General features: G+C 44.8%; 21 protein-coding genes. 7 read left to right on the top strand and 14 right to left on the bottom strand.

Annotation, left to right across the window (positions count from 1 at the left end; genetic code table 11):
• The 5 genes from bcsA to V7R55_RS16205 all read right to left on the bottom strand — a co-directional run bounded on the left by bcsA (window position 1) and on the right by V7R55_RS16205 (window position 5,115).
• A complete protein-coding gene (bcsA, locus tag V7R55_RS16225; protein WP_334060315.1) occupies window positions 1-2,220 on the bottom strand; it encodes a UDP-forming cellulose synthase catalytic subunit in 2,220 nt (739 codons plus the stop codon).
• The gene (locus V7R55_RS16220) at window positions 2,201-2,770 is read right to left on the bottom strand and encodes a hypothetical protein (RefSeq protein WP_334060314.1); all 570 of its coding nucleotides are present in this window, start codon (window positions 2,768-2,770) and stop codon (window positions 2,201-2,203) included. Before V7R55_RS16220 ends, bcsA begins: the two co-directional genes overlap by 20 nt.
• 304 nt (window positions 2,771-3,074) lie before the next feature.
• Window positions 3,075-3,563, bottom strand: a complete 489-nt coding sequence (locus V7R55_RS16215; protein ID WP_334060313.1) for a YgjV family protein — start codon at window positions 3,561-3,563, stop codon at window positions 3,075-3,077.
• A gap of 13 nt (window positions 3,564-3,576) precedes the next feature.
• Window positions 3,577-4,338 carry a tRNA1(Val) (adenine(37)-N6)-methyltransferase gene (locus V7R55_RS16210; protein ID WP_334060312.1) on the bottom strand — a complete coding sequence of 254 codons (762 nt, stop codon included), beginning with the start codon at window positions 4,336-4,338 and terminating at the stop codon, window positions 3,577-3,579.
• Between the two features lie 153 nt (window positions 4,339-4,491).
• Window positions 4,492-5,115 carry an NAD(P)H-binding protein gene (locus V7R55_RS16205; protein ID WP_334060311.1) on the bottom strand — a complete coding sequence of 208 codons (624 nt, stop codon included), beginning with the start codon at window positions 5,113-5,115 and terminating at the stop codon, window positions 4,492-4,494.
• Window positions 5,116-5,185: 70 nt separating this feature from the next.
• Here V7R55_RS16205 and V7R55_RS16200 point away from each other — a divergent pair, with 70 nt between their 5' ends.
• Window positions 5,186-7,399 (top strand): S9 family peptidase, encoded by a 2,214-nt coding sequence (locus tag V7R55_RS16200; protein WP_334060310.1) that lies wholly within the window; start codon window positions 5,186-5,188, stop codon window positions 7,397-7,399.
• Window positions 7,400-7,629: 230 nt separating this feature from the next.
• Here the strand turns inward: V7R55_RS16200 and V7R55_RS16195 are convergent, their stop codons facing one another.
• Window positions 7,630-8,004: a PH domain-containing protein gene (locus V7R55_RS16195; protein ID WP_014950757.1), complete on the bottom strand. Its 375-nt coding sequence runs from the start codon at window positions 8,002-8,004 to the stop codon at window positions 7,630-7,632.
• An 11-nt stretch (window positions 8,005-8,015) separates the two neighbouring features.
• The gene (locus tag V7R55_RS16190) at window positions 8,016-10,994 is read right to left on the bottom strand and encodes a putative bifunctional diguanylate cyclase/phosphodiesterase (protein ID WP_334060309.1); all 2,979 of its coding nucleotides are present in this window, start codon (window positions 10,992-10,994) and stop codon (window positions 8,016-8,018) included.
• 197 nt (window positions 10,995-11,191) lie between these two features.
• Between V7R55_RS16190 and V7R55_RS16185 the strand changes: the two genes are divergently transcribed.
• The 4 genes from V7R55_RS16185 (at window position 11,192) to V7R55_RS16170 (ending at window position 16,091) form a co-directional block, all read left to right on the top strand.
• The gene (locus tag V7R55_RS16185) at window positions 11,192-12,232 is read left to right on the top strand and encodes a serine/threonine dehydratase (RefSeq protein ID WP_334060308.1); all 1,041 of its coding nucleotides are present in this window, start codon (window positions 11,192-11,194) and stop codon (window positions 12,230-12,232) included.
• Window positions 12,233-12,342: 110 nt separating this feature from the next.
• Window positions 12,343-14,043, top strand: a complete 1,701-nt coding sequence (locus tag V7R55_RS16180; RefSeq protein ID WP_334060307.1) for an amidohydrolase — start codon at window positions 12,343-12,345, stop codon at window positions 14,041-14,043.
• Window positions 14,040-15,446 (top strand): APC family permease, encoded by a 1,407-nt coding sequence (locus V7R55_RS16175; protein ID WP_334060306.1) that lies wholly within the window; start codon window positions 14,040-14,042, stop codon window positions 15,444-15,446. The genes V7R55_RS16180 and V7R55_RS16175 overlap by 4 nt, the downstream gene beginning before the upstream one ends.
• A gap of 3 nt (window positions 15,447-15,449) precedes the next feature.
• Window positions 15,450-16,091 carry an MBL fold metallo-hydrolase gene (locus V7R55_RS16170; RefSeq protein ID WP_334060305.1) on the top strand — a complete coding sequence of 214 codons (642 nt, stop codon included), beginning with the start codon at window positions 15,450-15,452 and terminating at the stop codon, window positions 16,089-16,091.
• 145 nt (window positions 16,092-16,236) lie between these two features.
• On the opposite strand, the gene V7R55_RS16165 is transcribed toward V7R55_RS16170, so the two are convergent.
• On the bottom strand, window positions 16,237-16,752 hold the full coding sequence (locus V7R55_RS16165) for a lactoylglutathione lyase family protein (RefSeq protein ID WP_014950763.1): 516 nt from the start codon (window positions 16,750-16,752) through the stop codon (window positions 16,237-16,239).
• A 226-nt stretch (window positions 16,753-16,978) separates the two neighbouring features.
• Between V7R55_RS16165 and V7R55_RS16160 the strand changes: the two genes are divergently transcribed.
• Window positions 16,979-17,875, top strand: a complete 897-nt coding sequence (locus tag V7R55_RS16160; protein WP_334060304.1) for a LysR family transcriptional regulator — start codon at window positions 16,979-16,981, stop codon at window positions 17,873-17,875.
• Window positions 17,876-18,013: 138 nt separating this feature from the next.
• Here the strand turns inward: V7R55_RS16160 and V7R55_RS16155 are convergent, their stop codons facing one another.
• The 4 genes from V7R55_RS16155 to V7R55_RS16140 all read right to left on the bottom strand — a co-directional run bounded on the left by V7R55_RS16155 (window position 18,014) and on the right by V7R55_RS16140 (window position 20,754).
• Window positions 18,014-18,847 (bottom strand): class II glutamine amidotransferase, encoded by an 834-nt coding sequence (locus V7R55_RS16155; protein ID WP_334060303.1) that lies wholly within the window; start codon window positions 18,845-18,847, stop codon window positions 18,014-18,016.
• Window positions 18,848-19,057: 210 nt separating this feature from the next.
• Window positions 19,058-19,528: an inner membrane protein YiaA gene (yiaA, locus tag V7R55_RS16150; protein ID WP_334060302.1), complete on the bottom strand. Its 471-nt coding sequence runs from the start codon at window positions 19,526-19,528 to the stop codon at window positions 19,058-19,060.
• 10 nt (window positions 19,529-19,538) lie between these two features.
• The gene (locus V7R55_RS16145) at window positions 19,539-20,348 is read right to left on the bottom strand and encodes a DUF2145 domain-containing protein (protein WP_334060301.1); all 810 of its coding nucleotides are present in this window, start codon (window positions 20,346-20,348) and stop codon (window positions 19,539-19,541) included.
• A 7-nt stretch (window positions 20,349-20,355) separates the two neighbouring features.
• Complete coding sequence (locus V7R55_RS16140; protein WP_334060300.1) at window positions 20,356-20,754, bottom strand: hypothetical protein; 399 nt, start codon at window positions 20,752-20,754, stop codon at window positions 20,356-20,358.
• Window positions 20,755-20,885: 131 nt separating this feature from the next.
• Between V7R55_RS16140 and V7R55_RS16135 the strand changes: the two genes are divergently transcribed.
• The gene (locus V7R55_RS16135) at window positions 20,886-21,620 is read left to right on the top strand and encodes a helix-turn-helix domain-containing protein (RefSeq protein WP_334060299.1); all 735 of its coding nucleotides are present in this window, start codon (window positions 20,886-20,888) and stop codon (window positions 21,618-21,620) included.
• A 61-nt stretch (window positions 21,621-21,681) separates the two neighbouring features.
• On the opposite strand, the gene V7R55_RS16130 is transcribed toward V7R55_RS16135, so the two are convergent.
• Both V7R55_RS16130 and V7R55_RS16125 read right to left on the bottom strand, forming a co-directional pair.
• Window positions 21,682-23,181, bottom strand: a complete 1,500-nt coding sequence (locus V7R55_RS16130; RefSeq protein ID WP_334060298.1) for an NCS1 family nucleobase:cation symporter-1 — start codon at window positions 23,179-23,181, stop codon at window positions 21,682-21,684.
• Between the two features lie 362 nt (window positions 23,182-23,543).
• On the bottom strand, window positions 23,544-25,862 hold the full coding sequence (locus V7R55_RS16125) for a TonB-dependent receptor (RefSeq protein ID WP_334060297.1): 2,319 nt from the start codon (window positions 25,860-25,862) through the stop codon (window positions 23,544-23,546).
• Window positions 25,863-25,887 lie beyond the last annotated feature (25 nt).

The raw sequence follows: 25,887 nt of genomic DNA, 5'->3' as shown, positions 1-25,887 counted from the left end.
TTATTCCTTTGCCGACTTAGCAATCAGCCCCAATTTACTGGCGAATTTACCCATTAATACAAGCATATGCAATAAAGCGGGTTTGAGCCCGACTTTAAGTACATGTTTAGCCCCAAACCAATACGATATAGGCCGTGTTCTTCTTCGCTGAAACGATAGCCAGCGCAAACTATCACAAAGTGAAAGGGCAATGACTTCATTCTCTTGCTCTGAAGTTTTTGGCACGAAGCGCACACGAAGCATTTTTGTCTTACTATCATAGTGCAGCACATTTATTGGAACATGCACATTTTTATTAAGCGCATGGCTCCATGAAGTTAACATCGCGCCTTCGGGGACATAAGCGCCCTCTCCCTTTAACCGTAGCCTTGCCCCACCAAGCGACATATCTACTAAATCACCTACCCACGCCTGGCTGTCTTCAGTTTTGATAACCACGCTATTAGTGGCAGGCAAACGTGCCTGACTGCGAACCTGTTTTCGCTCTAGTAAGACACTTAGTACAGACAACAATAATATTAAGTTGAATACGTTCCAAAGCATTACCACTACGGTTAACTCTCTGGTGATCGGCTCAGTAATAAATTTATAAATACCAGAGCCTAGTGCGAAAGTGATGATCAAAATCAGCCAGTAAAAAATATTCGAAAGTGGTGATACAAAGGTTTTTTCCAGACTTTCTCCTTTTGGCGTTACCACAAAAGAAGGAGCGCGAGGTTTCAAGAAAACTTTAACTAAGGCTTTTAGCGTAAAAGCACATTGCAATATTTCATATAACTCTGAGACCAGTGGCCATCGCGTTCGACCAAAGAGCATGGTCGATATCATATATGTCGCTGCTACATGGGGCAGAGTGAACGCAAAAATTTCAAGTAATGAGGCGTGATACACTTGAAGGCCAAAAACTAAGTACGCCAGCGGCATTAGCAAGAAAATAATACGGGCAAAAGGAAACAGCCAAAACATGATTGAACTCATGTAGCCTACCCGCTGGTACCACTTCAGACCTTCCGCTTTAAATGGCTTTTTGAGTAGTAAAATTTGTGTCATTCCCTGCGCCCAACGCATACGCTGTTGAATAAACGCATCGAAGGTTTCAGGAGCAAGTCCGCTTACCATAGGTCTATCAACATACACAGACTCATAGCCCATCTTGTGCAGGTCTAGCGCGGTTTCTGCATCTTCGGTAATGGAGTCACCAGAGATTCCGCCCACCAAATCGAGGTGCTCTCTTCGCATTAATGCGGCAGAACCACAAAAAAACGAACTCCCCCAATAATCTAACCCTTTTTGGATAGTACCGTAGAACATGTCGTTTTCCGACGGCATGCGTGTAAACGCAGAGAAGTAGTTTCTTTCGACTGGATCAGGGTTAGCCATGAAATGAGGCGTTTGAACCAAGAACACTTTTTCATTTTTAAGCATCCAGGGTACGGTTCTATCGAGAAAATCAGAAGTAGGAACATGGTCAGCGTCAAGAATAACGATTAGGTCGCTGCTAGTGTTTTGTATAGCACTGTTAACGTTACCTGCCTTTGCAAATTCATTTTTAGCGCGCGTGTGATACGTTACACCTAAGCGGGAACAAAGTGTCTGAAGATCCTGTCTTCGCTGCTTTGCTGATGCCGCCGCGATAGGGTTATCTGCATTGATTTTCTGATCTGTTCCGCCGTCGTCGAGCAAGTGAATATGAAGCTTATCTTTTGGATAATCTAACATTTGTGCGGCTCGAATTGTGACCTCGAGAATCTCCTCATCTTCGTTATAACTCGGGATCATAACGTCTACGGTCGGCAGTAAAGATTTGTCCATTCCTTCTAAAGTCAAAAGAGGACGACTGAGCGGAAAGGCATTCACAATAGCCCCAAGAACAGATGTAAATCCGGCATAAATTTCTGCGGCAAACAAAAGCCAAACCGCAATCATCGAGAGTACATCCGAATAGGTCAGAGTATAGATGCCACGCCAAAGTAGATATCTAACACTGAGGGCAATAGCAAGCACGAGCGCAAGCACTCGGAATAAGTTTTGATATTTTTGAGAATGCCTAGCTTCTTTACTACAAAGCGATATAAAGATGAGGATAGTGACGGATGCGAGGAGTTGTCCGAGCGCATCCATTGGTGCTAGCAGTAGCGCCCCAAGGACAAACGACGCTACCAACAATACAGTAATTAGGTGTGACGTGTAGTGATGCTTATTAGTTTGCCATTGAACCAAAGTTGCGATCCATTATGTGTATTTGCGTTACACTTGCATAGTTCGCCCTGTTGATTAACGTCATTTTTCCATCTGCTATCTCTACCTCGTGATTGCTTTTGTAAAACAAACTAGAGATGTGATCTCTGCGCTTTCTATTGCTTTTTGATACCAAAAACCACGCAGGGTAAGTTGCAATGCAGAAAGCAGCGATGGCGCTCAATGCGTAAAAAACGACTGGCGACATAGACGGCGCTAAGTACAGGGAAAATAAAAACATAGCCGTGCTCAATACAGTAAATATACCAGTAATTTTGCGCAAACGTATAACTTTTATAAGTTTATTCTCTGCATCTAGCAACATATTGAGGCGCTTTTTCCACAGGTTTTCTGTTTCTAAGCTTGTTCGTGCTTCGACTAGACGGGGCTGTTCGCTTGCCGAGGCGACATCACGAAAGTGTCTCGCTCGCTCAAATACATTAACGGCAGCACCATCGTTTATGGCGCTCTGAAACGATTGTTCAAGCAGATCAGATTGGCTAAATTGTTCTTTATTATCGACTAATTTCACTGCGCATACTCCCCTCATTACTACACGTCGAGTTTACTTCCACACACCTAGAGGAAAAATTGCTGAAACCATACTTACTGATTAATAATGATACGCTTATATTAGAATTAAGATATTGAACTTTAGCCCATTGGACTTTGGTATACCCTTTTAAAAACAAGGCGCGCAGAGATTTGACATGATATTTATTGACCGCTTGGTTAAGTATTTTTAAGAATTCTAACCATCGGAAACTGAACTTTTTTTGAGCAAAAAGGGAGGGGAATTAGACTAATTGAGTAGATAAAGGTATTGAAGGTTTTAACTAGGGTTTGCGCAGCTTACTTAAAATACTGATCAAATTGCTTACGTTGAATACCGTGCCGAAAATACTTCCTACAGAAATGGCGTACAGCAGCCCCAAAGTTTCAGCTAGAAGAAAGACTTTTCTAATAGTATGTGTGTTGCGAATAACCAGTGATCCCACTGTAAAAATAAGTGACGACGCATAGGCAATGAAAATGATCCAGCTGTGATCTAGTACAAACCATTCATAAGCCAGAAAACCTAAATTCACCGCAACAAAGAAGAATAAAATGATATTACTTCTATGTTTAATGGCAACGAAATTACGAACGCTGGCAAGTAGAGTCCCGATGCCTGCGGCCATAGCCTCCAACATAAAAAAGTGCACACTAAGTGCGCTTAAGGCAAAGGCTGAAATAAGCAAATATTTATCGACATTGGTTTGGCGATACCCAATAAAATTTAAAACAACGGCTATCGCGCCAAAACCTTCTGCAACTATGTTCATTTATATAAGCTCGTTAAAATTTAAGATAAAAAGGCTGACAAAGGGCTTTGTATTCATTTGTGTAATTACCCTCGCGATCTCTAATTATCAGCGCATTTTCATTCGCAACTTTTGCAGTGAAATGCTGGCGGTCTACATATGCAGTGCAATCTGCATGTCCGTCATTAGCATTCCTCATTTCTTTGTTAAAGCGAAATGCACAAAGGTACGGGTCTTTATCCGATGTATGCTTTACATAAAGCATCGCTTCCAGCAATAAGCCATGACCGGCTGCAGTTTTGATAATGTCAGCTTCCATCGACGCGGGGTAAACGCAGTACATTTGTCCACTTTCTATCAATAATGCGCTGCTAGCGTTAAAAAGCTCGTCAGGGCTTAATGTAGATGTTTGCCTTGCTACTGAACGATTGTGGCTTTGCTTATTGTATGCATTAGAAACCTTCGCTGGCGTGTCGAAATAAGGCGGATTAGAAATGATGGTGTCATACAAATAAGCCGGCTTAAAATCAGCCAGATCGCAACTGTGAATATGCAACTGCTCTGCCCACTTTGACTTTTTGAAGTTAACTACTGCCTGCGCCGCCGCATCTTTATCAATTTCGATGGCATCAATTCGAAATTCAATGTCGACTAACTGACTTTCGGCTTTTTGCGCCATCATTAGGGCTAAAATACCACTGCCGGTACCAATATCTAAAATACGCGGTGCGTGTTTTACGTCTGCACGAAGCATAGCCCAACTTCCTAAAATTAGGCTGTCGGTGTTCACTTTCATGGCGCATTTATCTTGCGCTACGGTGAATTGTTTACAGCGGAACATGAGGAAGTCAACTTACCTGATACGTTAAAAAGCGCGCAGTTTATACCAAGTTTGATTGTGCTTCACGTTAAGCTGGTGACATATACTGTTAGCGAATATTGCACATACTTATTGCCAGCGCTGCAGCGACATCATGTTTCTAGCCACATCAATGGCATGAACGGGACGATATTTCTTTAACGGCCCGTTCATTATGCTTTGCCAGATAGGCGCAGTCTTCTGCGCAATATCTTCTAAAGTTCGTGATTCCCCTCTGTCTCCTAACAACAACGAAGGACGAACTGCCGAGGCATGGGGTAATTGCGGCATGCGCATAATGGCGTTCTCTAATTCTCCTTTCACCCGCAAATAAAAGTTACTGCTTTTAGCATCAGCGCCTACTGAAGATATCCATACAAAGCTGTCTGCGCGCTGTGCACGGGTAAGCTGTGCAGCAACATGAACATACTCAAAATCCACACGGCGAAAGGCTTGTTTAGACCCCGCCTTTTTAAGCGTGGTCCCTAGGCAGCAATAAACATGGTTTACGCTGAAGTAACCTTGGTAGTCTTGCAGGTTGTCAAAGTCGATAACCACAGGCTTGAGCCTATTGTGTGGGTCGTTAAACATGCTAGAAGAAAGCGGTTTTCTGACTAAGCAGGTTACTTCATTGTACCGTCTGTCCTGTAACAGCATATTTACAAGCGTTCGTCCTACTAAACCTGTCGCTCCTAGCACCATTGCGGATTTCATACGTCGCACCTTGTATCATAAATTGATATAACTACAATCAAACCTTCGACAGTCAAATATGCAGATAAAAATGAAAAAAGCCCTTTTAATTGGAGCCGCTATGCTCTCTACTGCTTTAAACGCTGAAACGCTCACTATTGAGCGCATTTTCTCTTCTCCTTCACTTGATGGCAATGCACCACGTTCATTGAAAGTATCCCCAGACGGCCAACGTGTTACCTTCTTAAAAGGTAAGCAAACTGACTACGAGCGCCTAGATTTATGGGAATACCATATTGAAAGCGGTCAAACTCGCATGCTGTTCGACTCAAACGACCTTCAAAGCGGCGAAGAAGTCCTCTCTGATGAAGAAAAAGCGCGACGTGAGCGTATGCGCTTATCTGGTAGCGGCATTGTTAGCTACCAATGGTCAGACGATGGTAAAGCCTTGCTATTCCCACTGGGCGGAGATGTTTTCTATCATAAGCTAGGTGAAAAAGGCGCAAAGCAGCTTCTTGATACTGAAGCATTTGAGACGGATATTAAATTATCGCCGAAAGGTAACTACATTTCGTTTATTCGCGACCAGAACCTTTATGTAAAACATATCGAGTCAGGTAAAGAAACGGCAATTACCAAAGAAGGCGGCGGCAACATAAAATTTGGTATGGCTGAGTTTGTAGCCCAAGAAGAAATGGGCCGCATGACAGGATACTGGTGGTCACCAGATGAGACTAAAATTGCTTTTACCAAGGTTGATGAAAGCCCGGTAGACGTGATCACGCGCTCTGAAATCTATGCTGACGATATCAAGCTTATCGAACAGAAATACCCGAAAGCGGGTACGCCAAACGTATTGGTTGAACTTGCTATTCAAGACATCACCTCTGGCGAACGCACCTGGGTTGATTTAGGTAAAGATAAAGACATTTATTTTGCCCGCGGTAAGTGGATGCCAAATAGCACTACCTTTACCTACCAGTGGCAGACACGTGACCAGCAAACACTAGAGTTACGCGCCTTCGACCTTAACAGCGAAAAAGAAAACGTACTGCTTACAGAAACAAGCGATACCTGGGTAAACCTGCACAACGACCTTTACTTCCTAAAAGACAAAGGCCAATTTATTTGGGCGTCTGAGCGCGACGGTTTTAAACACCTTTACCTTTTCAACAATAAAGGCAAGCTGGTTAAGCAGTTAACCAAAGGAGACTGGGTTGTAGACAGTGTTGAAGCTATTGAAACAGCGAACAACCGTTTGTACTTCTCTGGCCGCAAAGACACCCCATTAGAAAGCCATGTTTATAGCGTGCCTTTAGATGGCGGCGAGATTTCGCGTATTACTGAACTAGGCGCGTATCACAGCGCGGCATTTAGCAAAGATGCCTCTATCTTTATCGACCGTTTCTCTACCATTAACTCGCCTGCACAAGTTAGCCTAAATAGTGCCACCGGCGAGCGAATTACCTGGCTTGAAGAAAATAAAGTCGAAGAAGGCCACCCTCTACACGCTTACATGGATAACTGGACGGCACCTGAGTTTGGTGACATCACCACAAAGGATGGCGCAACCCTTAAGTATCGAATTTACACGCCTGACAGTGCCAAGCAAAATCCTAAACAGAAGCACCCTGTTATTGTTTACCTTTACGGCGGCCCGCACGCACAAGTGGTAACAAACAGCTGGGCGGGTAACCGTGGCTTGCTATTCCAACACTGGGTTGATCAAGGCTATGTGGTATTTACGCTAGATAACCGAGGCTCTAACTATCGCGGTAAAGGCTTTGAAGATCCAATTTATAAAAAAATGGGCTTTATTGAAGTGGACGACCAGGTTGCTGGCGTAGAGTTCTTGCGCACACTTCCTTTCGTTGATGCTGAGCGTATTGGTGTCCACGGTCACAGCTATGGCGGCTACATGACGCTAATGACCATGTTCAAAGCGGGCGACTATTTTGCAGCGGGTGTGTCAGGTGCGCCGGTAACTGACTGGCGCCTATACGATACCCACTACACTGAACGCTACATGGGCAACCCAAATACGGATGACGATGCATACACTGCGTCTTCAGTATTCCCTTACGCAAAAGACCTGAAGGGCGACCTTTTGATTTACCACGGCATGGCAGATGACAACGTGTTGTTTACCCATTCAACGATGCTATACAAGCATCTTCAAGACTTGGCAATTCCATTTGAAACTATGGATTACCCGGGCAAGAAGCACAGCATCCGTGGCAAGCAAACGGGCATTCATTTATACAAAACTATTACTAACTTCTTTAACCGTAACTTGAAAGACTAATACGTTTAGAGCCTGGGGCCTGTTGATCTCTACTGTACATCTAAGCTCAACAAGTCCTAGAAAGTAGCAAAAAGCGATGCTTATGAAGGCATCGCTTTTTTGTTTCGTCAGTTTAATTAACGCTTATTTTGTACATGGTTGCGTTGTAGTGCTTTGCTGCACTTGTAGGGTGATTAGACTTTCTTCACTTGCTAGTTCAAAACATTAATCAAATTTTACAAATACAGAAACTAGCTAAACATCTGGGTTGCTAGGTTTTGCTGTACCGCCTGAGCAGACGATGCACTTAGTTCAATCTCAATAGGATCGGCTTTGCCCGACAGCCAAATTTTAAGCTCGGCGTCAGTATCAAAATGCCCTGCCGTCTCAACGATAAACTGAGTAATAGATTTGTAAGGAATAGAGTGATAGTTCACTTTACGCCCGGTAAGGCCTTGCTTATCAATAAGGATTAGGCGCTTGTTCGTGAATACACTTAAATCGCGAACTAATTTAAACGCTGAGGTAACAGTCTCGTTCGCAGCTAGTATAGGCGTAAGCTCTTCTTGAACATCTGAAGCGCTAGTCTCGCTCGCATTACCCATGATGGTATCAAATAAACCCATGACATTTCCTTTTAGGCAGAGGCAAGTTTAACTCGCCATTGAACTCTATGCGCCAGTGGCTTGGGTTTATCTAAAGCAAAGCCTTGACCGAAATCTACTTTAAGCTCTCGTAAAACTTCGGCGGTCGCGTTATCGACCACAAACTCGGCCACAGTCTGTTTACCCATGCTGTGCGCAATATTATTTATCGCAGTTACTGTAGCATGATCGATGGGGTCGTGAACGATATTTCGCACAAAGGAGCCGTCGATCTTAACGTAATCAACATCTAGGTTTTTCAGGTAGGTGAACGAGGACATACCAGCACCAAAGTCGTCTAAGGCAAAGCTACACCCCAAATCGCGAAGTGTAGAAATGAAATGTTTAGCAGCGCTTAAGTTAGTTACCGCTGTTGTTTCTGTAATCTCAAAACAAATTTTCTCAGCAGGTACCGTGGTGCTTTGCATACGCTTGGCAATCTTGTGCAGCGCCATTTCATCACCCAAAGTAATACCCGACAAATTAATTGCAACTTTGCCTACGTTATCAATGTGAGCAGGGTTACTTTCGAGTGTTTTGAGGGTGTTATCCACCACCCACATGTCCACCTTATTCATTAAGCCATGGCGTTCTGCTAGTGGGATGAATAGTCCGGGGCTAATAAGTCCGCTCTCACGCCCGTTAAGCCTAAGTAGAATCTCATAATGCTGTAAGTGGCTGGCCATATCTTGGTTTGGCACGTTAAGCGGCATAATAGCTTGGCTGTACAATTCGAAGCCGTCGTTTTGCAATGCATGATGTAACGCATGCAATACTTGGTTTTCACTATCATCAATAGCCATTTGTGAGTCATTATCATGAAACACAAAGTAACGGTTTCGACCTAGGTGCTTAGCTTTGTAACACGCATTGTCGGCAGCTTTGATAAGCGCTTCCGCACTTTGCGTGGTTTCGTTAATTTCTATTACCCCAATGCTTGCGCCTACAAAGAACAACTTGTCGTCATAAACAAAGCGGTAGTTTGAAATAGCCAACAGGAGTTTATCTAAACGCTTTGTCACTTCGTCTAGGCTCTGATTGCGAAATATAATGCAAAACTCATCGCCACCTATGCGAGCAAGTAAATCTTGACCGTTTACATACTGTCTAAAAATAGTAGAAATTTCTTTTAGCAGCTTATCGCCAGCCGGATGACCACAGCTGTCGTTTACCAGTTTAAATCGATCCATATCGATAAAACACATCACGCTTTGTTTGCAGTAAGCACGAGGCATTTCTATACTTGCCACTTTTTCAAAGCCGGCAGGGGTTGAATATTTTTCGTCGCCTTTTGGCTCGTTCAGGTTTTGGATATCTTCAAGTATCTCTCTTAATTTTTCATCAAACGCGTAACGATTAAATAACCCGGTTAATTGGTCGTGATTTGCTTGGAAGTATACTTCTTCCTGTAACGCTATTTCTTTAGTTACATCTCTAGCTATACCTTCGACGGCAACCAACAAGCCTTGATCATCGACTATGGGTGTGTCAGAAAATTCAATGGCTAACAACTCACCAGATTTCCCCTGATAACGCATAACGTAGGGTTCGGGCTTTTCTCCGCGGGCAATAGTTTGGCGTATATCAAAGGTTTCGTCGGGAACTTGGCGAACGTATTTAGACTCGTTCGCACAGAACTCTTCTGCGCTAAACCCCAAGATCTTTTTAATACCTGCGCTCACATATACAAAGTTATGCTCGACAGTTTTGGTGTAAACAAAATGACGGTGCATGCCATCAACTAATCGACGATATTTTTCTTCACTACGTTTAAGGTCGTGCTGAGCACGAAAACGCTCGGTAATATCCCTTACCGTAATCGCGATATTTTCGCCGGCTTTAACCACTTGTATCTTAATCCATTCTGGCCAAATTTTATCGCTAATCACTTGTACATGCGCTTCATAAGGTACGCCATTTATGGCCACGTTCTTTGCGTTTTCAAATTGGTCGTACATACCTAAAAAGCGGGTTTGCTCTGCCAAACTCATCGCTCGCAGTGCGTCACAGGCACCACGGAATAAATAGCGGCTGTAGGAGTTTGCTTCCACAAGCGAGAAGTCACCATCTGCAGGTTGATAAATAAGTAGAGCATCAAGAGATGCCTCGCTAGCCGTGAGGTAACGCTGTTGACTTACTGATAAATTAACCGCACCTTTAAGCTGCTTGTGCAGTACATAGCTCACCAAAGCCGACATCAGTAGTCCAATTATGATTATCAACAAACCCGCATTATAGGGGCTAAGTTGAGACTGCATAGTAAGATAGAACTCTCGCTCTAAAAACGTGAATGGCTCAAGCATTACTATGGAACCATCGTTAAGTAACTCACCGCTTTGAAATAATATTTCGTTGTCACCCTGAAGCTGAAAGTTAAACTGCGGCCCCACTAACTCGCCTAACATCACACCTAAAATAGTTTGTACATCGAAACCGGCCACCAAAAAACCATGCTTAGGCTCTTGAGGACTAATGGCCCTACCCATGACGATGAAGTGGTGCTCAGCGGTGCTTGAATACAAGAGTCTACTTTCTAAGTCCTCTGAAAACTTGGATATATTTAAGCCTAGTGCTTCCATCGGCTTGCCAATCAGACCATTGTCTATGCGGGTTTTAATACCCGTTGAGGGAGTCGCTACCCATGCTATCTCACCGTTAGCATCGATAAATACTAATGAAGAAAACCCCTTCTGCATGCCCATTAACGACAAAGCTTGCGCATTAAACCAATCGACTTGGTTAGGTTCAAAGGTTGGCCAGTTTTGCATAAGATTATGCAGGGCTTGAATGCGTTCGCTAGAGAAAACCTCTAGACTTATTTTTGCCTGCTCGGCTACCGACTGAGCCTTGGAAATACGAGCAGTACGTTCGTCGTTTTGAATAAAAACGCCTGCTGATACAAATAATAGCGACAGGAACAGAAATAAAACCGTAGGTAAGGCGTAAATACGATGATTGAGCTTGCTTAACATATGCCTATCTCCGGAAAAAAGCGCGAGTAGACTAAAGTAGAATTATGAAATAAATATGAATTGTCTTGTGCGCCTTATGGTTTAGGCTCTAGCGTAATCGAGTAGTATCTGGCACTGTATTGTTTTTCACTTTTGCTATTAGTTAGGCACATAAACCTTAAATCTTTAAAAGTACACAATTAAAAGAGCGGTATTAAATGAGCACTTCCCCCAGTTTCGACGATATAGAAAACGCTTATGCGCGCATAAAAGGCGTTGTAAAAAAAACGCCCATTGTTGAATCTTCGCTGTTAAACGAATGGATGGGCAACCGCATTTTGTTTAAAGCAGAATGCTTACAGACCATTGGAGCATTCAAAATTCGCGGTGCGATGAATTTTTTAGCACGGTTAAAAGAAGAAGGTTGCTTACCAAAGTATGTGGTCGCCAATAGTTCTGGAAATCATGCTCAGGCAGTAGCCTATGCAGCGTCTCACTTTGGAATTAAGGCCACTATTTTCGCGAGCGAGACCATTTCGCCAATTAAAGCTGCTGCTACGCAAAGCTATGGTGCTGAATTAAAACTATTTCCTACCCGTCCAGAAGCAGACGCTGCTGTCGAGCAAGCCTCAAAAGCACCAGACACCGTCTGGATACCGCCGTTCAATCATGAGGATATTGTGGCTGGGCAAGGTACTGTGGCATTAGAAGCATTAAACGAAGTAGGTAATGTGGATGCGGTTTTTGCGCCTTGTGGCGGTGGCGGCCTGTTATCCGGTACATTATTGGCTACGCGCGAGTTGCAGCCCGATGCTCTGGTTATCGGCGCTGAGCCTGCCGAGGCAAACGACGCCTCCATGTCGCTACAAGCGGGCGAGATAGTTTCTTTGCAACATACGCCTAATACTCTAGCCGATGGCGCAGCCACGCCCTCTGTCGGCGATGTCACCTTGCCTATACTGCAAGAGCTTGATGATTTTTATGAGGTTGACGAGCTTCAAATTGCTTACTGGACGCAGTGGTTGCATCATCTACTAAAGCTTCATATTGAGCCTACGTGCGCGATGACCATGGCTGCTGTAGCGGCTTGGGCTGCCAACACTCCCCCCGGGCAAACCGCCCTTGTCATATTGAGTGGTGGCAACATTAGCCAGACGAGTATGGCTAAGATTTGGGAGAGAGACTTTTTGTTGCAACCTCCCATCCTCGAGTTTGATAACGAAGACGAATTAGAAGTTACCGAGCGTGTTGAAGCATAGCGTTGTGTTAGCGCGCAGCCTTTGAAGCTCGAGCAACTATTGATGTTTAGGCTGCAAGGGCAACTTGGTATAAAAGACTAAAAAACAAAGAAAAAAGGCAGAAACTCACTATGAACTCTACATTGCTCAAACAGACATTAAAAAAGCGCTCGCTTTCAAAATTACTAACCTCAACGTTTGCAACAGCGGCAACGTTAGGCGCTATGACCGCCACGTTTACAGTAGATGCAGCGACACTTGTCGAGAACGTAAAAGGCTACACCTTAAATGAAAAGGGTGAACTCACAACTTTTAAAAATCTTCTTTTGGACGAAGGTAAGGTCGTTGCACTAGACGTAGATAAAGGTAAAACCTCTGTTGATGACACCATAGACGGCAATGGTAAAGTCATGCTGCCTGGTCTTATCGACGCTCATGGTCACCTTCTCGGCTTAGGAGCAAACTTACTAGAAGTCGATTTGCGAGAAAGTAGCAGTGCACAAGACGCGGCCAAGACAGTTGCCGAATACGCATTTGCAAACGGAGAACAAGCTTGGATTACCGGGCGCGGTTGGAACCAGGAATTGTGGTCTGACAGAGCGTTTCCAACAGCGACTGATCTAGATAAAGTAATTTCTGACCGACCTGTGGCACTGGCTCGTGTAGACAGCCACGCTACCTGGGTAAACAGTAAAGCGATGGAAATTGCGGGTATAACTAAAGACACCCCATCGCCTGCAGGGGGCGAAATCATTAAAGACGCCGACGGCAACCCCACCGGCGTATTTATTGATAACGCATCACTGTTAATTGAAGAACACTTACCGAAAGCCAGTAACGCAGTTTACGAGCAACAATTACATGCAGCAGGTGAGCACTTACTAGCAAACGGCGTTACGTCAATGCACGATGCTGGCGTAGGCAGAGACGTTTACGATTTCTATCTAAAAGAAGCGGTAGAGGGTGACCTGCCTGTACGTATTTATGCAATGGTGAGCGCGACTGACCCGGAGCTTTCAACCATGTTGAGTAACGGTGCAATTCGTGATGAAGACGACTTTTTGTATATTCGTTCAGTAAAAGCCTATGGTGATGGTGCACTAGGCAGTCGCGGGGCAGCACTACTCGAACCGTATTCAGATGCGCCCCATCAACATGGGTTGCTGTTAACTCAACCGGAAGATATGACACAGCTTTTTACCACGGTTATTGGTGCGGGCTTCCAGCTTAACTATCACGCTATCGGCGATAAAGCGAATCATGTCGCGCTAAACGAGTTTGAAACTACGTTTAAAAATATTGGCGGCAGCGAGTTGCGCAACCGCATAGAGCACGCGCAAGTTATTGCTCCTGACGACCTAGCACGTTTTGCGTCGCTAAAAGTTCTTCCTTCCATGCAGCCAACGCATGCCACCAGCGATAAGAACATGGCGGAAGACCGCCTTGGTAAAGACCGTATGAAAGGCGCTTATGCATGGAAAACGCTACTTGATTCAGGCATAGCTCTGCCCTTGGGCTCCGACTTTCCTGTAGAGCTTGCTAACCCGTTTTACGGTCTTCACGCTGCGGTAACGCGTCAAGACAGAAATAATCAACCAGTAAAAGGCTGGTATGCTCACGAGGCACTAACCATTGAACAAGCCTTCAAAGGCTTTACGCTAGATGCTGCCTATGCAGGGCATATGGAAGATACTTTAGGTACATTAACCCCAGGGAAATGGGCTGATTTCATTTTGGTAGACCAAGATATTTTCAGCATAGACGCCAAAGACATTTGGAAAACCGAAGTACACGCCACCTATGTGGCTGGAGAAGAAGTATTCTCTAAATGAGTAGCGAAAACAAAAGCCTTTTAACCAAAGGGATTGGCGGCATTGGCGCTGCCCTTTTGGTGTTAAATGGGCTCATTGGGGCAGGCATTTTTGCACTGCCCGCTAAAATGGCCGCGGAACTTGGCGCTTTCAGCCCCTACATCTTTTTGATCTTTGGCGCCCTTATGCTGGCCATTGTGTGGTGTTTTGGGCAGTTAGCTGTGCGCTATCAAGAGACTGGCGGGCCAGTCATTTATGCCCAAAAAGGCTTTGGTAATGCAGCCGCGTTTCAGACGGGGTTTGTGTATTACTTGGCTAGAGCTACGGCAATTGCCGCTAATATGCACGTTCTGTTACTTTACGCTGGCTATGTGTGGCCCGAGCTTAATACAGGCGCAGGCAAGTCATTTGCAATCTTAGGGCTGACAACAGCATTAATCGTCGTAAATATTGTTGGTCTTAAGGCCGCGATGCGTTCGCTAGATACTATATCAGTGCTAAAACTCGTGCCTTTTGTAGCGCTTATTGTTGTGGGTTATTGGCAGCTCGACTTCTCTACTGCGCTGACAAGCTCTTCGGCTACCGTTGTCCCTGCATTCGACACTATATCAGCGGGTGCTTTACTTACGCTTTACGCCTTTATTGGCTTTGAGACGGTTGTGGTAACGAGCGGCGAAACTGATTCACCTAAAAAGACCATACCTCGTGCCTTGATGCTTACTGTTTCAGGCATTGCCATTTTCTACTTTTTCGTGCAGTGGCTTTATTGGCACACTGTAGGGCCTGCTAAGCCGGATAGCGCACCACTTATTGCCCTTGCTAATGTGATATTTGGAGAAACTGGGGCGCTTATAATGACCCTTACCGCCGTGGTGTCGGTTGCCGGTAACTTATTGGCGAACATGATATCTACCTCTCGGCTTACGTTCTCTATGGCGCAGCAGTCTCTTATTCCCGGTAGATTAGGTCACAAGCTAGGTGAAATTCATTCAACCTTTGCCACCCCAGCCGTTTCCATAACGATATTGGGGATTTTTGCTGGTACCATGGCACTTTCCGGAAGTTTTGTATGGCTGGCGATTTCAAGCGTGCTGGCACGGCTAGTGGTATATGCAATGTGTGTTGTCGTGTTAATAAAAGCGCAGAGAACTTTTTTACGAAGGGGCTCTTCACAAGGGGAATCTTCGCAAAGCTCATCGCTATCTAATGAGCATGGCCGAAACTCTGACCTTACATCAGCCGCGCCCACTAACGCTATAACCCCGTTAAAACGATTGATACCCTTTGCTGCATTAGCGGTTTGTGCATGGTCTATTGCACAATCTTCAACGAACGCATGGCTATTTTTATTAGGTGAATTAGCTGTTGGCGCGCTGCTCTATTTTGCAATTTTTTCTCCAAGCAACACAAAATCAAAAGGTTAAACAGTGGAAATTCAAGTTATACCCGTTACGCCCTTTGCCCAAAACTGCTCGTTAATTTGGGATCCATCCACTAATAAAGGCGCATTCGTTGACCCTGGCGGTGATATTGAACAGCTTATTGATGCAGCGTCAAGTAAGGGTGTGAGTATAGAAAAAGTTATACTCACTCATGGGCACTTAGATCATGTGGGCGGCACCGTCGCTATCGCAGAACATTATGGCGTGCCTATTATTGGGCCTCATATAGGTGATAAATTCTGGTTAGACGCTCTTATGCAGCAAAGCCAGATGTTTGGCTTTCCACCCGCGCAGCCTTTTACTCCTGATGAGTGGTTAGATGACAACGACACCATTTCAGTGGGCAATTTAACGCTAGAAGTATTGCATTGCCCCGGTCATACGCCTGGACATGTAGTGTTGGTAGAGCGTTCAAGTAATCGGGTTATTGTAGGGGATGTAATTTTCGCAGGCTCAATTGGCAGAACTAACTTTCCGCAGGGCAATCATCAGCAGCTTATCGACTCTATTAAGCAAAAAATTATGGTGCTACCCGATGATATGACAATTTATCCTGGGCATGGCCCCACTACAACGGTAGCCACAGAAAAGGCGACTAACCCTTATGTTTCGGGTCAGTTTGGATAAGGTCTAACGTTTCATCTGCGGTTAAAGAACAAAAGGCGAGGTGCGTTGAACAAGCTTTTGCTTGTTTCGCTCTCGCCTTTCGCTTATTTAAAGCTTGCTATGTATTTACTTAGCGCAATGCCTAAAAAGCGTTATTAACTAACGCTTACTCGTAAGCGCCGCTTGCATAGTGCAACTCATAGCTGTGGCTATAAATTTCAAGAATGTTACCAAACGGGTCTTCCATATAAATCATGCGGTATGGCTTTTCACCCGGATAGTAGTAACGTGGCGCCTTCATACGTTTTTTCCCGCCTGCGGCAACAATTTTCTCAGCCAAGCCTTCTACGTCTGGGTCTTGAACACAGAAGTGGAAGATACCGGTTTTCCAGTACTCGAAGTTGTTCTCAGGGTTCTCTTGGTTGCTAAACTCAAAGATTTCAACGCCAACACGATCACCTGTTGAAAGGTGTGCAATGCGGAATTTGCCCCAGCCGGGACCAAATACATCGGTACACATTTCGCCAATGGCCGAATCGTCTTCAACAATTTCCGTTGGCTTCATGATGAGATACCAACCAAGTACTTCAGTGTAAAACTTCACGGCGGCTTCTAAATCGGGTACTGAAATTCCAATATGAGAAAACGTACGCGGATACGGTGTTTTTACTGCTTCAGTCATCACTTACTCCTATGTAGTGCAAGTTATCAAAATGGTTTAAGCGTCTAATACATTGCCTATTTCATTGTTAGGTTAGATAACGTTGTTTGTAACACCTACCCAAGACCTCAATAATTCAGCTAATCGAAAATAGCGCTTAAGTGAATATGGATACATAGTAGCTAGACAATGGGAAAACATGAAATTATGATATCTTTTCAATTTCATAAATTTATTTTATAGAAAGATGATTAACCCTATTTGGCTAGACACCTTTATTACTTTAGTAGAAACAGGCAACTTCACTCGCACCGCTGAGCAACGTTTTATGACGCAGCCAGGAGTAAGCCAGCACCTTAAAAAGCTAGAAGAAGTGTGTCAGTGCGATTTGGTGATTCGTTTAGGCAAAGGTATTCAACTTACGGAGCAGGGTCAGCGAGTGTACCACTACGCTAAAAATCAGCAGGCTAAAGAGCAAGATTTTATTGCCAGCTTAAAGTTTGACGCTCCATATGAAGGGAGGTGTATAGTGGCCTGTTCAGGTGCTATCGCTCAACGTATTTACCCTGCCCTGTTGGCACTGCAAACGCAGCATAGCGCGCTAAATATTCATGTTGAAGTAGCGCCTCGACGCACTATTTTATCAGGCATAGCGAACAATACGCTTGAGCTTGGTATTGTAACTAATCAGCCAGAGAGTGAAGATATACACAGCGAGTACTTAGGCGAGGAAGCGTTGGGGCTTATTCTACCGCGTAGTCTGCCTGATACAGTTGATGCTGCTACATTAAAAGACATCATCAACCACTTAGGGCTTATTAATCACCCTGACGCCATGCACTACTTACAGCGCTACTTTAACGATTGCGGAGAACCTGAAGTAGCCAAGATTAATCCAAATAAGCTGCCCCATGCCGGCTACATTAACCAACTTTCGCAAATTCTATTGCCGGTAAGCGAAGGGTTAGGTTATACCGTGCTGCCCACCAGCACGCTAGACTTTGTATCGTTCGCCGACAAACTTACTGTTTACAAAGCCAAAAACGAGGTAACCGAGCCCTTATACAGTGTTCAAACACCCCACAGCGCACTCCCCGCCCGCTATCAAGCAGTTAAACAAACCATCAACCAAGTATTGGTATAAATATCAGGGTCAGAGTACATTATTAAGTTAGCCAACCCGAGTTTTGGGGTCAGAGTACATTATTTAGCTGAGCTACAACTAAGCGCCGAGTATTTTGGGGACTGACTATTAAAGTTACTCTGCCCCCACAATTCGTGATTAGTCGTGAAGTGACGGGTCAGGCGCTACCATTTCGGCTTCTTTTTTATGTTCAGGCACATCAACTTTACCTGAAGCAATGACTTCTCCCTCCTGCCACAGCTTCCACTCGCCTCGCTCGTAGATATCCCACTGTTCATCGTTGGTAAGCGGTTCTGTAGCAATAATGCTTACCACATCCTTAGGTGTGGTTTCAGCTGCAAAATCAATCTCCACTTCTACATCACTTAAACAAGCTGGACCGAAAGGCGCTCTACGGGTAATGCTGGCTAGCTTCGTACTACAAAACGTAAATAACCAGTCGCCGTTACTCAGCAAGCAATTAAATACACCTTGTTGTGCATATTCTTGTGCCAGCGCGACAAGCGTTTCTGCTAACTGTTCAGGCATGGCATCGCGGGGTAAATTCTGCCTAACATTATTCATGATGTCGCAGAAAAGCTCTTCGCTGTCTGTATCCCCTACCGCTTCATAAATTCCCGCTCGACGCGAGAAGCTGGGCAGTTGCCCATTGTGTGCAAACACCCAATAGCGACCCCACAGTTCACGAGTAAAGGGGTGTGTGTTCGCTAAGTTGATGTTACCAACATTAGCTTGCCGAATATGACAAATGGCGTTTTTACTTTTAATTGGTAGCTTCGAAACAAAGTCAGCAATGGGTGACGTGGCGCAGGGTTCAGGGTCGTGAAACATACGAACGCCTTTCCCCTCATAAAATGCCACGCCCCAGCCGTCTTTATGCGGACCCGTTTCACCGCCACGGCGAGTTAACCCAGTAAAACTAAAACATAGGTCAGTGGGGGTGTTCGCACTCATGCCTAAAAGTTCACACACAGCGTTTATTACCTATAGCAGTTATTTCATTAAGTACGTCGAGAATACGCAAGCTTTTGGATTGAATCAATTCGACATAAGGTAGGAGTATCACATTCTGCCTGAGGTTCCATATTCGCCTTACAACTCGGCGGAGATTGGGGTCAGAGTACATTGGTTCGGTGGCGGGGGCGTCTAACGTTGGAGAAATGTACTCTGAACCCATTACTTTTATACGGCTGTTACTTTGGTGGTTGTTTCAGTTTGTGAAGCGTTAGTCGCTAGTTGGGGTTCGACGCTAATTGGCTCGCTTTGGATTTGGCTATCACGAACGTTCTTTTGAACCGTAATGGCGGCAAATAAGCTTAAGGTAAACGCCATTCCAAAAAAGCCTTTTTCGCTTAATAAGAGTTCGGCGTTTAGCAATCCAATAACTAACAGTACAATGGCTGACCCGGTAGCTACTGCTGAAGCTAAAAAGTATGCTTTGGTTGTAGGTACACCTTCCATTTTATCGCGTACCGTTTTTTGCAAACTCACCACAGAAAACAAGCCAAATAGCATAATAGTGAAATAATAACCTTTTTCGTTAAGGGCCATAGGCGCGTTGTACAAACCTATGAAATAAGCTCCTACGCCTACAACGAGTGCTGCTAGCGACGCGATTCGAAAGGCTTTAGTGGGTTTATTCATGTTTAGCATCGTAAAACTCCTAAATATTCTCTATTTGCCCCGTGTGGGTAAACGTAACGGCCTTGTTTGTTAAATTGTACTTTTGCATATAGCGAGCAAGGCTACCGAAGGTGGTGGTTTCTACCTTGCGACCGTGATCTGATAAGGTCATGCCATCGCTTAATATACTTGCTAAGCCTAGTTTAGCGCGGCTCATGTTTACTTTTTGCGCCGAAAAATGGGCTTTCGCATTTACCTTTAGCTGCGCAATATCAGTGGTTGAATAGATTGCAGCGTTCAAAACATCAAGGGTGTATTCCGTGCAATTTTGACGTTCGCTATTAAACGGGTTTGCCACTACCGAATATCGAGCATTATGAAGCAGCTTAGCTTTGTCATCGCGATATAGCTTCACCAACGCTTGTTGCACTTCTGCTGAAGGGATAATAATTCCTGCTTCAAGCGCATATGCGCCCCAGAAGAAATCTACAGGATAGTCGGTAATCAAATGACTTTTTCCCTGCTCTTCAGCATCTTGATACAAATTGTGTATGGCATAACCTTTCGCCGTATTGCCATTGCTCAGCTGAATAGTTGAGTAAATAGCAACGGCGGTATGAGTAAATCGAATACCTTTTGGCATATCCTCAATAGGTCTGCCACGTCTGGCGATAATAAATGCCCGGGCCCCTTGGCCTGCCGCATACTTTTCCACATCTTTTGAAAAAGTTGCGATGGCTTCTGGCGTAAAAGTGGGTTTACCGTGTTGCTGGCTACCCGCGTATACGTCGTTAATACTAGACATCAACAATACAAAGGCGAACCCGATTGAAGTTAAGTAGGCTTTCATGTTTCACCTACCGCTGAGCATTAGTTGTGGTCGTGATGGTTTTCGTAGTAACCACTTGGTTTGGAGCTGGGTCGGCGGTAATAATAGTTTCGGTTATCACCAAAGGCTGGTTGTGCGCCACTGAAGATTGATGGCTGGCCTGATGAAGGTTGCGAGCGCTTTCGTTCACGGCGCTTTCTACCACTGCGCTTCCTGCAACAACCACACTTCCCGTCAATACCATGGGTACTGCCACAGCCGCACTTGCTACCGAAGCGGTTGTCGCTAAACCTTCAGACGCAGCTAGCGCACTGTGCTTACTGGCTTTGCCGCTGTGATCAAAAGAGTCATCTGCCATTGCAGTATGGGTAAGAAGCGCACTACTTAATAGTGCAGTTAACATCAATGTTGAACGTGTATTTTTCATATCACTTGCTCCTAGTTTGTTAAGACAAGATGTGCCTGAACACTTTCTACACTAGAACCAAGAATAAATTTCGTAAACCGAAATGATTAATGTAGTATTAATTTACACCACAAGTATAAAAAAGTAATACCATGAGCCAAATTAGCCTTGTATACGACACTTTGAAACAATGCTTACGTGAACAGCGACTTACCTATAAGCAGCTTGCAAAAACGCTTAATGTAAGCGAAGCGAGTGTGAAGCGTAACTTTTCGTTGCAGGCATTCAGCCTTGATAAGTTAGAGCAAATTTGTGAGTGCTTAAATTTGTCATTGAGTGATTTATTTAGCCTTTCACAAAAACAGCAGGAGAAAATTTCGCAGCTGTCTGAACAGCAAGAAATGGAACTGCTCGCTAACCCCAAGCTATTGCTCGCCGCGGTGTGTGTAAGAGACGGCTGGCGCTTTTCTGAACTTATCGAGCATTACGATATTGACGAAGTGGAGGGCATAAAGCTAATGACAACTCTTGATAAACTTAAGCTTATCGAATTGTTGCCCAACAACCATTATAAGCTGCTTATCGCACAGGATTTTCGCTGGATCCCAAGCGGACCGCTTGAAAAGTTTATGGAACGGGAAGTCATGGTAAAGTTCATGGACCCAAAGAAGAACGAACCTTGGATGTTCCGTTTTTATTTACGTGGCCGCTATTCTCAGACCTCGATTTCGATTATTCAGCGGCGCTTAGAACAGCTTAGGCAAGAAGCAGCAAAACTCAGCAGTGAAGATAACGCCCTTCCAATTGAAGAGCGCCAGCACATAGGGCTTTTAATGGCTATGCGGCCTTGGGAACCCTCGCTTTTTGAAAACATGAAACGAAAATAACGCTCACAAAGTATATTGGGGGTCAGAGTACATTAAATGGAAAAGTACTCTGACCCCATTATTAAGAGGCACTTCTTGCCTGCATGGTAGCTGGTACTCTGTTGGACAGCAGCAGGTATACGAAACTGGCGATAATTAGCCCCACGAACCATGCGTAGGCGTAAAGCGTATCGAAAATGGTAGGTACGCTGTCTACAAACCCAGCTGCATGCATAAAACCCGGAATATTAGGCAAAATACCAATGACAAGTGCAGCCACACCCGCCATGTTCCAACCGTTGTTTGCACCGTATTCACCTGAGTGTTGAAACAGCGCATCGATATTAAGCATCGATTTTCTCAAGATGAAATAGTCGGCAATGAGAATGCCTGCGATTGGGCCAAGTAGTGCTGAATATCCGGTTAACCAGGTGAACAAATACCCACCGGCAGTTTCAAGCAGCTTCCAAGGGAAAATAGCTACACCAATTCCCGCGGTGATGTATCCGCCCATTCTAAAGCTAATTTTTGAAGGCGCCATATTTGAAAAACCATAGGCTGGAGCAACCATATTAGCGGCTAAATTTGTAGTCAAAGTAGCAAGAGCTAAGGCAGCTAAAGCAAAGACCACGCCCATGCCACCCATTCTGCCTGCAAGAGCTACTGGATCCCAAATAGCTTCACCATAGATGGTTACGGTTGCCGAGGTAACCGCTACCCCAATAAAGGCAAACAGTGCCATAGGTAAGGGCAAGCCGATAGCTTGCCCTAGCATCTGATCTTTCTGTGATTTAGCAAAGCGCGTAAAGTCGGGAATATTTAAAGCCATGGTTGCCCAAAACCCCACCATAGATGTAAGACCAGCGAAAAAAGCAGACCAAAACTGACCTTCTTTAGCGCCCCCTTCCACAAATTGAGATGGTGTAGATAACATAGCGCCAAATCCACCGGCATTGATGTATGCCCAAGCAAGAAGCGCTAAGCCCATTAAGATCAAAAATGGTGCAGCAAAAGTTTCAAGCCAGCGAATAGATTCAGTGCCGTGCTTAATAAAAACTAAGTGCATCGCCCAAAAGGCAAAAAAGCATAGAGTTTGCGTGATATCGATACCTAACAATGGCAGCGCCTGCCCCACAAAAGCGTCACCGCTCACGCTATTTAAAATAACGTAAATAGCACTGCCGCCTACCCATGTGTTAATTCCAAACCACCCGCATGCTACAAGACCACGAGCAAGTGCTGGGATCTTCGCGCCTTTGGTGCCAAAAGCGCTACGTAACAAAACAGGAAAAGGTAAACCGTATTTGGCACCCGCATGGCCTATTAACATCATGGGCACCAGCACGATAATGTTTCCCAACAGCACGGTTATTACTGCCTGGTACCAGTTCATACCTTCAGACACTAGCCCAGCAGATAGCAAATAAGTGGGCACACATACCACCATAGCCACCCACAATGCCGCATAGTCTTTCCATACCCACGTTCTAGTTTCCGCGTTGGTTGGCGCTAAATCTTCATTCCATAAGTCGCCATCGTAATGGGAAGGTTTTGTCATGGTTTGATTGTTGATGTTATCCACGATCTATTTCCTTGTTGTTTTAGTGTTGCACGCGCTTGCTTTATTTATATTGAAAAACAGGGCTTTACGAAGCGTTACTGTTAATAAAATACCGAATATTTTGCTGATTCTTTTGGTGACATTTTTGAAAAAATGCCGCATTGTTTTAAATTAGCGAAAACGCGTTATTTAGCGATAAGTCGCTGATAAGAACAGAAGCAAAAATGCTGCCGTTTTGCACTTATCGAAAACGCTACACCTAGATACCGTTTTTTCTGATTTCGGCATCTAGGTTAGCTAAATGTTTGGCGTTTTTGAGTAAGACCGTTTTCGAGTAAGATTTAACGTTTAAGCTAAGTGGCTAAAACGCCTTGCTTACTAAACTAGAAACTTCGTCTAATAGTCACGCCATATGTCCTAGGTTTGGCATAGGAAATTTGGCTCGTGCCGTAAAAGCCTGAAACGTCAAAACCAATGAGCTCGTGATCAGAGTCAAATAGGTTATCTATGTAAGCAGCTAGGCTCCAATTGTCTTGCCCATCAACCCACGTTAGACGTGCATCCGCCGTAGCATAGCTGTCAATTTCATGAGCGGTAAAATTACGCGCATTGTGAAAGGTTTCAGACTGATAGTTCGCTGACAGCTGAGCAGCCATGTTTCCCTCAAAGGCATCCCAATTGTATCTGAGCATGGCAGAAGCTTGATATTCAGGGGTAAACGGTGGCGTTGTATCAGCAAAGTAACCTGAGGCCACTTCTAAGTCTTCAACCACAGCATCGGTATAAGAGAAGTTAACCATTACGTCTAGGCTGTCTGTTGGGGTTAAGAACACTTCTAGCTCCACCCCGCTAAACGAGGCTTCTTCATTCGTCACCACACCAGCATTATTTACCCACGAAAAAGACTGGTAATCGTTGTAGTCATAGTAAAAGACGTTGGCATTAAACACGCCGCTTCCCTGCATGAAGCTGTGCTTTAAACCAGCCTCATAGGAAGTTAGCTCTTCAGGTTCATAAAAACTGAACCCTCCGAATAAGGGCGCATTAAAACTCCCCGCTTTTACGCCACGATTAATTCCCGCGTAGTACAAACTATTGCCAATGCTATATTCCAACTGTAGCTTTGCCGACCATAAATTTTGATCGTTACTTTGCGAGAGTATTTCCAAAGAAGACGTACTGGTGTCAATCTCAATCACTCGATCGTCTGTATTCTCATTCTGATACACATTACCGATGAAGTCTTTGTTTTCTCGGGTGTAGCGAAGCCCGCCTACTAATACCAAATCATCAGTTAAGCTGTAGTCAACTTGCCCGAAGGCAGAGTATGACTCGGTTTCAAGGGCCACCAAGGTATTGTTTTCTTCACCGCCTAAGAAAAAGGTGGTGGGCGAGCCAGCCAAGCCTTGACTGTAATCTGTCTCGATATAAAGGTAATAAAGCCCCCCTACCCACTTTAAGTCTGCAGTTTCACCTGAAAAACGAAACTCTTGGCTAAACTGTTCTATAGTGCTGTTAGATTGGAAAATAAGTTCAGGAGACGCCGTTTGGTCAGAATCAAGCCCAACCGTGCGCTTGAATTCTTTATAGTCTGACATCGCAAAGAAATCGAAGCTTTCAAAGGCATAGTCTAATGTTGCCGCGAGGCCTTTTGATTTAATTTTGTTTTGATCATCAAAGGCAAAGTCTTTATTTACCTTATTGCCCGCCCCATCAGGGTCAAAGTTACCGTTAAAGTCACCACCTTGCACTGGACGGAAGGGGTCGCCATTAAAATTACCATCTACACACGCACCCGCTTGGATAGTGTCACAGCCAAGCGGATCGTCAGCAGCGAAAATTACATCTATCACATTGCCTGCGGCATCTTTTACTTCTGTGGTGTTCACCACCTGATACGGGCCTTCACTTTTGGTGGTATCAGACCAGTTACCGCTTAGAAGTAAGGAGCCTTCCTCGCCAATATCAAACATCAGCTGAGCACGAAACGCTTTAGTATCGTCGTTGTAGCCGTCTTCACCGCCGCCTACTGAACCCAAGCGCGCATCGGGCGCTGCTCCGTCTTCGTAAATGTTTTCGAGTATTTCACTTTGCTGATTGGTAAACCCAGAAAAGCGTCCATAAATGCCGTCTGCTATTTCCCCGGATATTGCCCCTTCAAAACGATATTGTTCGAATCGCGCTGCGGTAAACTCTGCATAGCCCTCGGTGTCGGCGGTGGGTTTTGCGGTAATGGTATTTACCAGCCCGCCTGTAGCGTTTCTGCCAAATAATGTCCCCTGCGGGCCTTTTAAAATTTCTATACGGGCTACGTCGAATAAGCCAAAGGTCTGCGCTTGGGTACTTGCTAAATATCCGCCGTCCACATAGACCGCCACCGGCGCTTCAGCCAAGTCAGCGTAGTCGTTTTGTACTACGCCTCGAATATTGAAAATAGCGCGCTGCCCGCCAATATCACCGGCTAGCGAGACTCCTGGGGTAAAGGCCATAAGCTCAGTACTGCTTTCAAGGCCTAGCGCCTCTAACTGCTCCCCCGAAAAAGCAGTGATTGCGATACCCACATCACTTATATTCTCGTTGCGCTTTTGCGCGGTAACCTCAATACTTTCCCAAACATTTTCTGCAGCAAAGGCCGCTGGCGCACTTAACGCCATCCCAACGGTTAACGCCAGCAGACGCTTGTGTGTGTTTAACGTATGCATGTTTTACTCTCGTTTATAGTTCTCT

Source organism: Alteromonas sp. S005 (genome assembly GCF_036864475.1).
In the GTDB taxonomy this organism is placed as follows: domain Bacteria; phylum Pseudomonadota; class Gammaproteobacteria; order Enterobacterales; family Alteromonadaceae; genus Alteromonas.
Note: the sequence above shows the minus strand (reverse complement) of the source record. Positions and strands in the feature narration are given on the sequence as shown.

What these genes read in the sequence shown, in the direction of transcription:
- V7R55_RS16215 (WP_334060313.1), bottom strand. Translation starts at nt 3,563, where the DNA reads ATGAACATAGTTGCAGAAGGTTTTGGCGCGATAGCCGTTGTTTTAAAT.
- V7R55_RS16210 (WP_334060312.1), bottom strand. Translation starts at nt 4,338, where the DNA reads ATGAAAGTGAACACCGACAGCCTAATTTTAGGAAGTTGGGCTATGCTT.
- V7R55_RS16205 (WP_334060311.1), bottom strand. Translation starts at nt 5,115, where the DNA reads ATGAAATCCGCAATGGTGCTAGGAGCGACAGGTTTAGTAGGACGAACG.
- V7R55_RS16200 (WP_334060310.1), top strand. Translation starts at nt 5,186, where the DNA reads ATGAAAAAAGCCCTTTTAATTGGAGCCGCTATGCTCTCTACTGCTTTA.
- V7R55_RS16195 (WP_014950757.1), bottom strand. Translation starts at nt 8,004, where the DNA reads ATGGGTTTATTTGATACCATCATGGGTAATGCGAGCGAGACTAGCGCT.
- V7R55_RS16190 (WP_334060309.1), bottom strand. Translation starts at nt 10,994, where the DNA reads ATGTTAAGCAAGCTCAATCATCGTATTTACGCCTTACCTACGGTTTTA.
- V7R55_RS16185 (WP_334060308.1), top strand. Translation starts at nt 11,192, where the DNA reads ATGAGCACTTCCCCCAGTTTCGACGATATAGAAAACGCTTATGCGCGC.
- V7R55_RS16180 (WP_334060307.1), top strand. Translation starts at nt 12,343, where the DNA reads ATGAACTCTACATTGCTCAAACAGACATTAAAAAAGCGCTCGCTTTCA.
- V7R55_RS16175 (WP_334060306.1), top strand. Translation starts at nt 14,040, where the DNA reads ATGAGTAGCGAAAACAAAAGCCTTTTAACCAAAGGGATTGGCGGCATT.
- V7R55_RS16165 (WP_014950763.1), bottom strand. Translation starts at nt 16,752, where the DNA reads ATGACTGAAGCAGTAAAAACACCGTATCCGCGTACGTTTTCTCATATT.
- V7R55_RS16160 (WP_334060304.1), top strand. Translation starts at nt 16,979, where the DNA reads ATGATTAACCCTATTTGGCTAGACACCTTTATTACTTTAGTAGAAACA.
- yiaA (WP_334060302.1), bottom strand. Translation starts at nt 19,528, where the DNA reads ATGCTAAACATGAATAAACCCACTAAAGCCTTTCGAATCGCGTCGCTA.
- V7R55_RS16145 (WP_334060301.1), bottom strand. Translation starts at nt 20,348, where the DNA reads ATGAAAGCCTACTTAACTTCAATCGGGTTCGCCTTTGTATTGTTGATG.
- V7R55_RS16140 (WP_334060300.1), bottom strand. Translation starts at nt 20,754, where the DNA reads ATGAAAAATACACGTTCAACATTGATGTTAACTGCACTATTAAGTAGT.
- V7R55_RS16135 (WP_334060299.1), top strand. Translation starts at nt 20,886, where the DNA reads ATGAGCCAAATTAGCCTTGTATACGACACTTTGAAACAATGCTTACGT.
- V7R55_RS16125 (WP_334060297.1), bottom strand. Translation starts at nt 25,862, where the DNA reads ATGCATACGTTAAACACACACAAGCGTCTGCTGGCGTTAACCGTTGGG.